Origin of the sequence: Stenotrophomonas sp. Pemsol, from assembly GCF_003586545.1 — a bacterium.
Taxonomy (GTDB): domain Bacteria; phylum Pseudomonadota; class Gammaproteobacteria; order Xanthomonadales; family Xanthomonadaceae; genus Stenotrophomonas; species Stenotrophomonas sepilia.
In genome coordinates this window covers 2,477,552-2,490,241 of record NZ_CP025780.1, presented here as the reverse complement: position 1 = coordinate 2,490,241, position 12,690 = coordinate 2,477,552, and the positions used below count along the sequence as shown (strand labels likewise).

The 12,690-nt window shown below is 68.0% G+C and carries 11 protein-coding genes; 7 read left to right on the top strand and 4 right to left on the bottom strand.

Going from position 1 to position 12,690, the window contains the following annotated elements:
* Positions 1 to 23 precede the first annotated feature (23 nt).
* Complete coding sequence (locus PEM_RS11630) at positions 24 to 1,133, top strand: toxic anion resistance protein (protein WP_005417957.1); 1,110 nt, start codon at positions 24 to 26, stop codon at positions 1,131 to 1,133.
* A gap of 71 nt (positions 1,134 to 1,204) precedes the next feature.
* Here PEM_RS11630 and PEM_RS11625 read toward each other — a convergent pair whose 3' ends face one another.
* Positions 1,205 to 2,092, bottom strand: coding sequence for a LysR family transcriptional regulator (locus tag PEM_RS11625; RefSeq protein WP_005417955.1), 888 nt, complete (start codon positions 2,090 to 2,092; stop codon positions 1,205 to 1,207).
* A 97-nt stretch (positions 2,093 to 2,189) separates the two neighbouring features.
* Between PEM_RS11625 and trpB the strand changes: the two genes are divergently transcribed.
* The 5 genes from trpB (at position 2,190) to glmM (ending at position 7,347) form a co-directional block, all read left to right on the top strand.
* Positions 2,190 to 3,407 (top strand): tryptophan synthase subunit beta, encoded by a 1,218-nt coding sequence (gene trpB / locus PEM_RS11620; RefSeq protein WP_005417953.1) that lies wholly within the window; start codon positions 2,190 to 2,192, stop codon positions 3,405 to 3,407.
* The gene (locus tag PEM_RS11615; RefSeq protein WP_005417951.1) at positions 3,404 to 4,084 is read left to right on the top strand and encodes a hypothetical protein; all 681 of its coding nucleotides are present in this window, start codon (positions 3,404 to 3,406) and stop codon (positions 4,082 to 4,084) included. The genes trpB and PEM_RS11615 overlap by 4 nt, the downstream gene beginning before the upstream one ends.
* Position 4,085: 1 nt before the next feature.
* Positions 4,086 to 4,895, top strand: coding sequence for a tryptophan synthase subunit alpha (gene trpA / locus PEM_RS11610; RefSeq protein WP_005417949.1), 810 nt, complete (start codon positions 4,086 to 4,088; stop codon positions 4,893 to 4,895).
* Between the two features lie 215 nt (positions 4,896 to 5,110).
* Entirely contained in the window at positions 5,111 to 5,986 is an 876-nt protein-coding gene (gene accD / locus PEM_RS11605; RefSeq protein ID WP_005417947.1) for an acetyl-CoA carboxylase, carboxyltransferase subunit beta, read from the top strand.
* The gene (gene glmM, locus PEM_RS11600; protein WP_053500704.1) at positions 5,986 to 7,347 is read left to right on the top strand and encodes a phosphoglucosamine mutase; all 1,362 of its coding nucleotides are present in this window, start codon (positions 5,986 to 5,988) and stop codon (positions 7,345 to 7,347) included. Before accD ends, glmM begins: the two co-directional genes overlap by 1 nt.
* Positions 7,348 to 7,425: 78 nt before the next feature.
* On the opposite strand, the gene PEM_RS11595 is transcribed toward glmM, so the two are convergent.
* Genes PEM_RS11595 through PEM_RS11585 form a run of 3 tightly spaced genes read right to left on the bottom strand, consistent with a single transcriptional unit; the run spans position 7,426 to position 11,319 of the window.
* The gene (locus PEM_RS11595; protein WP_111126952.1) at positions 7,426 to 8,283 is read right to left on the bottom strand and encodes a polysaccharide deacetylase family protein; all 858 of its coding nucleotides are present in this window, start codon (positions 8,281 to 8,283) and stop codon (positions 7,426 to 7,428) included.
* Positions 8,276 to 9,421: a glycosyltransferase family 4 protein gene (locus PEM_RS11590; RefSeq protein WP_111126950.1), complete on the bottom strand. Its 1,146-nt coding sequence runs from the start codon at positions 9,419 to 9,421 to the stop codon at positions 8,276 to 8,278. Before PEM_RS11590 ends, PEM_RS11595 begins: the two co-directional genes overlap by 8 nt.
* A gap of 20 nt (positions 9,422 to 9,441) precedes the next feature.
* A complete protein-coding gene (locus PEM_RS11585) occupies positions 9,442 to 11,319 on the bottom strand; it encodes a sulfatase-like hydrolase/transferase (protein WP_111126948.1) in 1,878 nt (625 codons plus the stop codon).
* 149 nt (positions 11,320 to 11,468) lie between these two features.
* Between PEM_RS11585 and PEM_RS11580 the strand changes: the two genes are divergently transcribed.
* On the top strand, positions 11,469 to 12,446 hold the full coding sequence (locus PEM_RS11580) for a 2-oxoglutarate and iron-dependent oxygenase domain-containing protein (protein WP_049414703.1): 978 nt from the start codon (positions 11,469 to 11,471) through the stop codon (positions 12,444 to 12,446).
* The last annotated feature ends 244 nt before the right edge of the window (positions 12,447 to 12,690 follow it).

Sequence of the window (12,690 nt, the reverse complement as noted above, 5' to 3'; positions counted from 1 at the left end):
CCCAACTGCAAGGAGACTGCCCGATGACCCAGGACAGCCAGACCCCCGGTGCCCTCGTACCCGGCACGACCACCGCCACTGCGCTCGATGAAGGTGCGCTGCAGGCGCTGGGACTGGTACGCGAGGATCTGCCGCGCATCGCCGAGATCCGTCTGGAACTGGACGATCTGCGCCCGGGCAACCTGCAGGTGTTCGGCCGCGAAGCGGCCACGCGCACCGCAGCGTTCTCCAGCCAGTTGCTGGACCAGGTGCGCAATCGTGACCTGGATGCCAGTGGCGAAAAGCTGGGCGAAGTGGTGCGCATCGCGCGCAGCCTGAAGCTGGATGGCTTCGCGCAGCGATCGAAGGTGCCGGTGATCGGTGGCCTGATTGATCGCATGCGCGCCTCCAAGGGCGAGCTGGTGCAGAAGTTCAGCGACACCAATGCGCAGATCGAACAGCTGCTGGCCGACGTCGGCGTGCAGCAGGCGTTGATGGGAAAGCGCGTGGGGGAGTTCGACCGCATGCACGATATCGTCCGCGAAGAACGTCGTGCGCTCGGACTGTATGCGGCAGCGGGCAAGCAGCGGCTGGCCGAACTGCAGGCCGAACAGCTGGCCGGGCAGGGCAGCGAGGACCCCCAGCAGCGCATCCGCCAGGGCGAGATCGACAATGCGATCCGGTTGATCGAGAAGCGCGTGTCCGACCTGCAGCTGATGCAGCACGCCGCCGACCAGTCGCTGCCGATGATCCGCCTGATCCAGGCCAACGCACTGCAGCTGATCGAGAAGTTCAACACCGTCCGCGACATCACCATTCCGTCGTGGAAGCGCCAGTTCGCCATCCAGCTCTCGCTGGGCGAACAGAAGGCTGCGGTCGAACTGTCCACGGCCATCGATGACGCCACCAACGAACTGATGCGTCGCAATGCCGACCTGCTGCGTCAGGCCTCGGTGGATACCGCGCGCAGCAACCAGCGCGGCGTGATCGACGTGGCCACGCTGCGCCATGTGCACGACCAGCTGATCGCCACGGTGGAAGAAGTGCGCAGCATCCATCGCGAAGGGATGCAGCAGCGGCAGCAGGCCGAAGTCGAGCTGTCGCGCCTGCGCGAAGACCTGCAGCAGCGCCTGGCCACACCGACCGCCAGCTGAAAAAAGGGGACGGAGGGAATTAAGTCGTTTGTGCCACTTGCGACTTAATTCCCTCCGTCCCCTTTTTGTTGTCAGCGGAGTTGCTGGCCCAGCCAGTCGGCGAGCGCATCCACGCGCGCATCAGGTGGTCCGTCCGGTCGCGCCAGCACCCAGAAACCACCGGTGGCGGCAAACCCCCACGGCGCGACCAGTCGCCCGGCGGCCAGGTCCTCGGCCACCAGTGGCTCGGGTGCGATCGCCGGGCCCAGCCCGGCCACCGCTGCCTCCAGCAGGTAGTACAGATGCTCGAAGGCCGTACCCAGCTGCAGCTTCGCGGGGTCCAGAGCGTGCGCCTGCGCCCACGCCGGCCACGCCTGCGGCCGTGAGCTGGTGTGCAGCAGCGTTTCCTGCAGCAGCGCCGAGGGCGGTACATGCCGCAGTCGCTGCGCGGCCGGATGCGAGGGGGCCACCACCACGCCGACCCGTTCCGGGGCCAGCTCACGCACCTGCCAGCCGCGGGGCCACGGCCCCTGCGCCAGCAGCAATACCGCATCCAGTGCCGCCTGTGCCTCGGTGAAGCTGCCATCCAGCGCTGACCATTGCAGGCGCACGCCGGGCAGGGCGGCCTGCAGCGCAGGCAGGCGCGGGATCATCCAGCGCGCCAGCACGCTGCCGCTACAGCCCAGTACCAGCGCCGGGGCCGCCGCCGGCCGCCGCAGTTCGCGCACGCAGTCTTCGATGCCGCCGAAGGCCTCGCTGCACGCTGCCTGCAGCCGCGTGCCCGCAGCGGTCAGGCGCAGGCCGCGACCGGCACGCTGGAACAGCGCCAGGCCGAGATGGTCTTCCAGCAGCTTCAGCTGCCGGCTGACCGCACCATGGGTGACATGCAGGTCGTGTGCGGCGCGGCCAACGCCGCCGAGACGGGCGGTGGCCTCGAACGCACGCAGCGCATTGAGCGGCGGCAGCAGGGAACGGCTCATGTGAGATTTCCTGACGATATGCGCCAGATAATATCCATTTTCCGGTCAAGACCCGTGCGCTACAGTATCCACCTGTCTCGAACCAGCGGTCGCTTCCATGTCTGCCTCCCCCATTGCCGACTACCACGCCTTCCCGGATGCCCAGGGCCATTTCGGCCGCTACGGCGGCAGCTTTGTTGCCGAAACCCTGGTGGGTCCGCTGCAGGAACTGGCCCAGGCCTATGACCAGGCCCGTCAGGACCCGGCATTCCAGGCTGCCTACGACCGCGACCTGGCCCATTACGTGGGCCGGCCGAGCCCGATCTACCACGCCCAGCGCCTGAGCGACCATGTCGGCGGCGCGCAGATCCTGCTCAAGCGTGAAGACCTGAACCACACCGGCGCGCACAAGATCAACAACACCATCGGCCAGGCGCTGCTGGCCGCGCGGATGGGCAAGAAGCGCATCATCGCCGAGACCGGTGCCGGCCAGCACGGTGTTGCCAGTGCCACCGTTGCCGCCCGCCTGGGCCTGGAATGCGTGGTGTACATGGGCGCCACCGACATCGAGCGGCAGAAGATCAACGTCTACCGCATGAAGCTGCTGGGCGCGACGGTGGTGCCGGTCACCTCCGGCTCGGCCACCCTGAAGGACGCGCTCAACGAAGCGATGCGCGACTGGGTGACCAACGTGCAGGACACCTTCTACATCATCGGCACCGTGGCCGGCCCGGATCCGTATCCGCGCATGGTCCGTGACTTCAACGCCATCGTTGGCCGCGAGGCGCGCGAGCAGATGCTGGCCGAGTATGGCCGCCTGCCCGATGCGATCACCGCCTGCGTTGGCGGCGGCAGCAACGCCATCGGCCTGTTCCACGCCTTCCTCAACGATCGCCAGGTCGAGATCGTCGGCGCCGAAGCCGCCGGCGACGGCATCGGCACCGGCCGCCACGCCGCATCGATCGCCGCCGGTCGGCCGGGCGTGCTGCATGGCAACCGCACCTATGTGCTGTGCGACGACGACGGCCAAATCATCGAGACCCACTCGGTGTCGGCCGGCCTGGACTATCCGGGCGTCGGCCCGGAGCATGCTTTCCTGGCCGATACCGGCCGTGCGCGCTACCTCGGCATCACCGATGAAGAAGCGCTGCAGGCCTTCCACCTGCTGGCGCATACCGAGGGTATCCTGCCGGCACTGGAGTCCAGCCACGCACTGGCACAGGCGATCAAGCTGGCGCGTGAGCGTCCGCGTGACCAGATCGTGCTGTGCAACCTGTCCGGCCGTGGCGACAAGGACGTGCACACCATCGCCGCGCGCGAAGGGCTGGTGCTGTGAGCGCGCTGCTGCGGAACAGCGGGGTGCTTCTGCTGGTGCTGGGCCTGGCCGCGTGCCAGCCGCCGGAACCGCCAGTGCTTGCGCCGGCTGCCAAAGCCACCGCGCAGCCCGCACAGCAGCCGGCCGCCAACGATGACCTCGACCCGATGGCGCGTACGCCGATCGTCGATCCGCCGTCTGCGGAAGAGAGCAACGGCGACAACGCCCCCGCCGTCGCCTCGGTGGCACTGGACCATGCCGGCGAAGTGCTGGTCGGCCAGCACATGGGGGACCTGAAGTCACTGGGGCCCTGGAAGGCACAGGGCGCGAAAGAGTTCTTCGAAGGCGACTGCGAGTACTACGACGGCAGGGGGTTGCCGCCGGGCGTGTCGATGATGACCGACGACGACCGCGTGGTCCGTTTTGATCTGAAGCCGGGCGACGACCCGGAGCTGCCGGTTGAACAGCCCGGTCCATTCGGCCTGCGCATCGGCATGACCCGTGCCCAGGCCATGGCGCAGTTCCCGAAGCCGCCGGTATCCAGCCCGCATGCCTACGACGGTGACCAGGGCGAGTACCTCACCTGGCAGGACCCGGGTTCGGACCTGGGTATCCGCCTGGAACTGTTTGAAGGGAAGGTCACCCGGATGTACTGGGGAACCAGCGATGCGATTGAACTGATTGAAGGATGTGCCTGAAATGCCCGTATCCCGACTCGATGCCTGTTTCCTGCGTCTGCGCGAACAGCAGCGCAAGGCGCTGATTCCCTTCGTCACCGCCGGTGATCCCTCGCTGGAGGCGACCGTGCCGGTCATGCACGCACTGGTCGAGGCCGGCGCCGACGTGATCGAACTGGGCGTGCCGTTTTCCGACCCGATGGCCGATGGCCCGACCATCCAGCGCAGCTCCGAGCGCGCGCTGGCGCGCGGCGCCGGCAGCCGCTACGTCCTGCAGGCCGTGGCGCAGTTCCGCGAACGCGATGCGCAGACCCCCGTGGTGCTGATGGGCTACCTCAACCCGGTGGAGATCCATGGCTACGCGGCCTTCGCCAAGGCCGCCGTCGACGCCGGCGTGGACGGCGTGCTGCTGGTCGACCTGCCGCCGGAAGAAGCGGGCGACGCCCAGCAGGCGTTCGACGCAGCCGGCCTTGCGCTGGTCCTGCTGGCGTCGCCGACCACCAGCGAGGCGCGAGCCGACAAGCTGCTGGCGCTGGCCCGTGGCTATCTCTACTACGTCAGCTTTGCCGGTGTCACCGGCGCGTCCGAGCGCCTGGACAGCGATGCCGCCAGTACCCGACTGCAGGCGTTGCGCGCGCGCGCATCGGTGCCGGTGGTGGCGGGCTTCGGTATCAAGGATGCCGCCAGTGCCGCGGCCATGGCCCGCCAGGCCGATGGCGTGGTGGTCGGAAGCGCGCTGGTGGCGGCGCTGGCAGAAGCGGGCTCGGCGGAAGACGCGGTGCAGCGCGCCCGGGCCTTCCTCGCCCCGCTGCGGCAGGCGCTGGACGCGTAACAGGACTGCCGGCCGCTGGCCGGCCTCCTCCTGATGGCTCGCGTGCAAGGGCTGCCGGCCAGCGGCGGGTACCGCCCAGCACCTAAACGTACGTCCCAGCATGGTTTTTTCCGGCTGCCCCGCAGCTGGGAAGGGGGTGCACGGGCGGGGAAAGCGGAGCTAGACTGTCCGCCTTTGCGGCCCCTGGGCCGCCCTGAACGGAAGTGTCCTCCCGCATGAGTTGGCTCAGCAAGTTGATGCCGTCCGGCATCCGCACCGACAACACCCCCAGCAAGAAGCGCAGTGTCCCCGAGGGCCTGTGGGAAAAGTGCAGCAACTGCGGCAGCGCGTTGTACCGTCCGGAACTGGAAGAGAACCTGGAAGTCTGCCCGAAGTGCGGCCATCACATGGCGATCCGCGCGCGCGCGCGCCTGGCCGCCCTGTTCGACGCCGACAGCACCACCGAGATCGGTGCGCGCCTGGGGCCGACCGACCTGCTCAAGTTCAAGGACCAGAAGAAGTACAGCGAGCGCATCAAGATCGCGCAGAAGAACACCGGCGAGTACGACGCGCTGATCGCCATGCGCGGCCTGCTCAAGGGCCGTGCGCTGGTGGCATCGTCCTTCGACTTCGCCTTCATGGGCGGCTCGATGGGCTCGGTGGTCGGCGAGCGCTTCGCACTGGCCGCAGAAACCGCGGTCGAGATCGGTGCGCCCTACGTGTGCTTCTCGCAGAGCGGTGGCGCCCGCATGCAGGAAGGCCTGTTCTCGCTGATGCAGATGGCCAAGACCTCGGCCGCGCTGGGCAAGCTGCGTGAAGCCGGGCTGCCGTACATCTCGGTGCTGACCCATCCGACCACCGGTGGTGTCTCGGCCTCCTTTGCGATGCTGGGCGACATCAACATCGCCGAACCGCAGGCGCTGATCGGCTTCGCCGGCCCGCGCGTGATCGAGCAGACCGTGCGCGAGAAGCTGCCGGAAGGCTTCCAGCGCTCGGAGTTCCTGCTGGAGCACGGTGCCATCGACCAGATCTGCGACCGCCGCGAGCTGCGTGACCGCCTGTCCGACCTGCTGGCGATGCTGGGCCGTCAGCCGGCGCCGGAGGTGGCATGATGGGAGGCCGCAAGTACTTCGGTACTGATGGCATCCGTGGCCGGGTCGGCCAGGGCGTGATCTCGGCCGACTTCGTGCTGCGCCTGGGCAACGCCCTGGGCCGTGTACTGGTCGCCCAGCGCGGCCAGGACGGGCGCCGGCCGATTGTGGTGATCGGCAAGGACACCCGCATTTCCGGCTACATGTTCGAGGCGGCACTGGAAGCCGGCCTGGTGGCCGCCGGTGCCGACGTGCAGCTGCTGGGGCCGATGCCGACTCCGGCGGTGGCGTTCCTGACCCGTACGCTGGGCGTGGATGCCGGCATCGTCATCAGCGCCTCGCACAACCCGCACTACGACAACGGCATCAAGTTCTTCTCCGCCCAGGGCGAGAAGCTCGACGATGCCACCGAGCTTGCCCTCGAAGCGGCGCTGGACGTTCCGTTCACCACCGCCGAATCGGAGAAGCTGGGCAAGGCATCGCGTGGCCGCGAGGCGGTCGGCCGCTACATCGAGTTCTGCAAGGCCAGCGTGCCGCGCGCGTTCGACCTGCGTGGCGTACGCCTGGTGCTGGACTGCGCGCACGGCGCCACCTACCAGATCGCACCGCTGCTGTTCCGCGAGCTGGGTGCCGAGGTGATCGGCATTGGCGCCGAGCCCAACGGCGTCAACATCAACGCCGGCGTGGGCTCCACCCATATCGACAATCTCGCGGCCAAGGTCCGCGAAACCCGCGCTGATCTCGGCATTGCCTTCGACGGCGACGGCGACCGCGTGCTGATGGCCGACGACCAGGGCAACCCGGTCGACGGCGATGACCTGCTTTACATCCTGGCCCGCGCATGGAAAGCCGAAGGCCGCCTGCGCGGCCCGGTGGTCGGCACGCTGATGAGCAACTACGGCGTGGAGAAGGCCTTCGCCGATCTGCAGATTCCGTTCGTGCGCAGCAACGTCGGTGATCGCTATGTGCACCAGGCGCTGATCGAAGGCGGTGGGGTGCTCGGCGGCGAAGCCTCCGGCCACCTGCTGTGCCTGGATCGGGCCACCACCGGTGACGGCATCGTCAGTGCGCTGCAGGTGCTGGTGGCGTTGCGCAACAGCGGGCAGACCCTGCGCCAGGCATTGAAGGGACTGGTGCGGGTGCCGCAGAAGACGGTCAACGTGCGGCTGGGCAATGTCTCGGCCAAGGCAACGGTGCAGGCCGACAGTGTGCAGGCCGCGCTGGCCGACGCGCAGCAGTCGGTGGCCGGCCGTGGCCGTGCGTTCCTGCGCCCGTCCGGTACCGAGCCGGTGGTGCGGGTCACGGTCGAGGCCGATGATGCGACGCTGATGCAGGACACGCTGGATCGACTGTCCGCGGCGGTACGTGAAGCCGCCGCCTGAGGCCGCTGCACATCCGCCCAACGAAAACGCCCCGGAATGCCGGGGCGTTTTCGTTGAAGGGGCAGGGCGTTGGGCCGCCTACGGCCCCGGCACCATCTTCTTCTGGCGTGCCTTGAAGCCATTGAACAGCGGCGCGATCAGGGGGGTGTAGCTCTGGGCGATGCGCTTGCGCAACCAGCTCGCCGGGCGGTTGCGGATCGCGAAGCGGTAGATGCGTTCCGGATCGCCGCCGACCACGTTGCGGCCGAACGGGTGGGTGGTGTGCAGGTAGCGGAAGCCGTGCTCGCGCGCCACCTCGATGTGGTCCTGGTCGAAATCGCCGTAAGGCCAGCACAGCGTATCGGACACCTCGCCGAGCTTGTCCCGCAGGACTTCGCGCGAGACTGCCAGATCGTGGCTCAGGCCGGCACGGCGCTGTGCGCGGTCCAGGTCGTCGCGGCGCAGCCAGCGGGTGTGGGTATGGGTGTGGCAATGCACTTCGAAGGTGCCGGCGGCGATGGCCGCGCGCGCTTCGCTCCAGCGCATCATCACGTCGTCGCTGCGGTTCTGCTCGTAGATCGCCGCTTCGCAGCCGCGATGGTCCGGCGTGGCAGGCAGCACTGCCCCGGCAAGCCCCGCATGGGGCCGCTCCGGGCCTTCGCCCATCCAGCCGGTGACCACGAACACCACTGCGTGCATGCCGTACTTCTGCAGGATCGGGTGCGCATACACCCAGTTGTCCAGGTAGCCATCGTCGAAGGTGATCACGATCGACTTGCGCGGCACCGGCCTGCCGGCCAGGAAGCCGGCGTACTGGTCCAGTGTCAGCGAAGTCCAGCCGTTGCCGGCCAACCAAGCGATCTGGCTTTCGAAATTCTCCGGTGACACGGTGATCATGCCCGGCGACGGACTGACGTGGTGGTGCATGAGTACCGGTACGGTTCGGGCATCAGCCATGTCCCAGCTCCTTCAGCCACTGGCGGTAGTAGTGTTCGGTGGTCTCACCGTGGCCATCGGGGGTGAACCGGTGCGCGCCGTGCATCCAGTCCCACCCGGCGCGGCCCATCTGCCGCCGCCGTTCCGGATCGTCCACCAGCAGGCGCAGGGCGCCTGTCAGGGCTGCATTGTCGCCCAATCGGGTGAGGATGGCATTGCTGCCATCGACCACCATTTCCGGCACGCCACCCACGCGCGTGGCCACGATCGGCACCCCGACATAGGCGGCCTCCAGGAACACGGTACCGGCCGCTTCCTTGTGCGAAGCCAGCGCGAAGATGTCGAAGCCGGCCATCAGCCGGCACGCGCCGTCACGATAGCCGAGCAGGTGGACCTGCTGCTGCAGCCCGTGCTCGTCGCGCAGCGCCTGCAGTCGATCCATGACCGGCTGGCCATCGCCGACCACCACCAGGTGCAGGTTCGGGTGCGTCCTGCACAGCGGCACCATCGCCTGCAGCAGGTCGGCGTGGCCCTTGGGTTCGCGCAGCACCGCCACGCAACCGACCACGATGTCCTGTTCGCCGAAGCCGAGCTCGGCGCGCACTTCCGCGCGTACCTCCTGCAGGCATTGCCAGGGGTCGTCCTTGCGGATCTCGCTCCAGCGCGGCGGGACCGCGATGGGCGGCACGATACCGATGTGTTCGGCCGGAATGCCGCGCTCGGCCAGCAACTGCTTGACGAAGCTGCTGACGGTCAGCACCCGGTGCGGCAGGCCGGTATAGGTCAGCAGCGAGTTGACCGGGCTCATCAGGTGGCGCGAGCGCACAACCAGCGGCGTGCCGCCCAGGCGTGCGCCGGCGGCGGCGATCAGCGCGTCACGGCGGCTGGTGGTGTTGACCACGTCATAGCGTTCGCGGCGCACCAGGCGCGAGACCGACCAGATGCCGCGGAGCAGGCGCAGCAGGCCGCCCATGCGCAGGGTGTGCACGGTGAAACCGTCGTCGCGTGCCAGCTTGGCCAGTCGCGCTTCGGGCTGGCACAGCAGCGCCACCTCGTGGCCACGCGCGCGCATCACCTGCATGTGGCGGAAGATGTAGATCTCCTGCCCACCCATTCCCTTGGCGGCTTCGGTGTGCAGGATGCGCAGCGGACGGTTCATGCAGGATCGATCCTTGAGGGTCAGCGGTTGCGGAAGCGGGTCAGCGCTTCCCATGCAGTGCGTACGGCGGCCGCGTCGGGCGCCTGCTGTGACAGCGGCCGGTAGCGCAGGTCCAGAGCGGTGGCGTTGCCGAACTTGTCGAACACGTAGATGGCATCGCCATGGCGTATCGCGCGCTGCGACCAGCTTTCGACCACCAGCGCACGCGGGCCCTGCGGTTCGGCCAGCAGGTCCTGGCCGGTGCTGTAATCGGTCAGTGCGTTCTCGCAACCCAGCGCGTGGCGCATCAGTGTAGGTACCCAGTCTTCGTGCGAGCTGGTGCGGGCGTCGCGGCCAGCGGCCCTGCCTGGCCAATGCAGCACGAACGGGACCTGCAGCTGGTAGTCGGAGAAGTTGCCGTTGTGGCCCCAATAGTTCAGCTTGAGGTCGTTGAACTCTTCGGCATGGTCGCCGGTGACCAGCACGATGGTGTCCTCGGCCAGGCCCTGTGCGCGCAGGTCGTCCAGCAGCGAGCCGATCAGGCTGTCTGCGTAGTGCACGGCGGTGCGGTAGCGGTTGAGTTCCGGCGTCGGGTCGTGCTCCGGGCCGAATTTGAGGAAGTCGATGTCCGCAGCCATCGGCGTCGCCACGGGCGGGTAACCATCGGGCATGTAATAGGGCGCGTGGGTGGAGTCGAGGAACACGAAGCCGAACCACGGGCGCTGCGCCGCCTGGCTGGCGCGGATGTCCTGCTGCAGTGCACTGATGATCGCGCGGTCGCGGCCGTCGGACTTCAGTGCCGATGGGCCCTGGTGCAGCTGGTCGCGCACATCGGCGAAAGCCGTGCGATCGAACTCCGGGCTGTACAACGGCGCACTGCCGTACAGGTGCAGGTCGTAGCCCTGCTGGCCCAGCACCTGGAACAGCTGCGAGCCGCGCTGCTCGTCGAGCATGCTTGGCCAGTAGCCACCGGGCAGGCCGTACAGCAGCCCGAACAGGCCGTAGCGGGTGGCATTGCCGGTGCTGAAGTGCTGGTCGAACACGCGCGCGTCCTGCGCCAGCGCCGACGTGTTGGGCATCAGCTGCGGTGTCAGCACGTCCTGGCGCAGCGATTCCAGCACCACCATCAGCACATTGGGGCGATGCGGGTTCTGGCAGCGCAGCGGGTGCAGTGGGTACTGCAGCTGCGCATGGCGCGGGTCGGGCAGGCCGGCCTGCTGCTGGCTGACCACGCCCAAGCGCCGCATGAAGCTCTTGGCGGTGATCGGTTGCGCCCACGGCAGGTAGTTCCACTGCGCGATCACATCGCGGTCGCCACGGGCGTCGTAGTAGGCGGTGGCGACCTGGCCGCCGGCCATCAGAAGCGCGACCGCTGCCCACGCCTGCAGCACCCGTCGCCGGCGCGGCGCTGCCGGCAACAGCTTCCAGCACGCCCAGGCCAGCAGGCCTTCGGCGGCGAAGACCGCGGCGACCAGCAGCGCGACCTGCAGCCAGGTCTTCCAGGACAGGGCGACCTGGTCCTGCAGGGCGCCGCCGAACACCATGTTCACGACCATGGCGTTGAGGTGGAAGCGGTACAGGGTGAACACCTTGGCGTCGACCAGCAGCAGGCACAGCCACAGGCCCTGCAGGAGAACGGCGCTGATGCTCAGCGTACGGGCAGTGCGTGGCCATAGCCCCAGCAGCAACGGCAGCAGGCCGGCCAGCGCACCGAACGCGAGCAGGTGGCCGGGCAGGGCGATGGCGAGGTAGGCCAGGCCCGCGCTGCCGCCTGGATTGTCCCGCAGCGGCACGTTGCCCAGTGCGATCGCCGCAGCCAGGGCCGCATTGCCGGCGACGAACAGCGACCACCAGGCCAGCCGGCGCCAACGCCGGGTGGAACCTTCAAGGGCGGGTGCGGCAGGGGCGGCTGCGGACATGGCGGTGCGGATTCAGGGAGCGGCAAAGGGGCGGGCCCAACGTGACGGAAGCGTTAATCCGCGCGCGGGTCGCGCATTGTATCGGTTTGTTTCTTCGTATCGAGTGGCGTCCCCCGGGCGATCTGTCACAATGTTCAGGCGGGCCATGAATGCGCTGGCCCCCCAGACCCAATGACAAGCCAGGAACCGCTGTGAGCCAGATCCCCACCCTCGACATCACCCGTTTCGACAGCGACCGCGAGGCCTTCGTGGCCGAGCTGGGCGCGGCCTATCGCCAATGGGGATTCGCGGGCATCCGCAACCACGGCATCCCGCAGGCCGACATCGACGCGGCCTACGATGCCTTCAAGGCCTTCTTCGCCCTGCCGGAAGAGGTCAAGCGCAAGTACCACGTGCCTGGCAGCGGCGGCGCCCGTGGCTATACCCCCTTCGGCGTGGAGACCGCCAAGGGCTCCAAGCACTTCGACCTGAAGGAGTTCTGGCACATCGGCCGCGAGATCGCCGACGACTCCAAGTACCGTGACGTGATGGCGCCGAACCTGTGGCCGACCGAAGTCGAGGGCTTCCGCGAGCGGGGGTACGGCCTGTACCAGGCGCTGGACAACCTGGGGTCGCGCGTGCTGTCGGCGCTCGCCCTGCACATCGGCCTGCCGGAGAATTTCTTCGCCGACAAGACCAACTTCGGCAATTCGATCCTGCGCCCGATCCACTACCCGCCGATCACCACCGACGACATCCCGAACGTTCGTGCCGGTGCCCATGGCGACATCAACTTCATCACCCTGCTGGTGGGTGCCAGTGCCGCGGGCCTGGAAGTGCAGTCGCACGACGGTGAGTGGGTGCCGTTCACCTCGGACGCGGACACGATCGTGGTCAACATCGGCGACATGCTGCAGCGCCTGACCAACCATGTTTATCCGTCGACCATCCACCGCGTGGTCAATCCTCCGGGCGAGCTGGCGCGCCAGCCGCGCTACTCGGTGCCGTTCTTCCTGCACCCGAACCCGGACTTCCTGATCGACGTGCTGCCCTCGTGCATCACCCCGGAGAACCCGAGCCGGTACCCGGAGCCGATCACCGCCCACGGCTTCCTCGAGGAGCGCCTGCGCGAGATCAAGCTGAAGTAAAGAAAAGTGAGGCCGCCGAAAGGCGGCCTTTTTCTTTGCAGGGCTGCGCCCTGCACCCGCAGAGGCCAATGCCAAAGCCAAAGCCAAAGCCAAAGCCAAAGCGGCTCTGGGTTTCTGCGTGTTGGGCGGGGCGGTGTGGGTTGGCAGGACACGCCGTAAACCCCCAGACCGGCCCAGCCGCTGGCGGCTGTGCGTTCGGGCGCTTGCGAAGCAGTGCTTCGCAAGCAAAGCGCCCTCACCCATG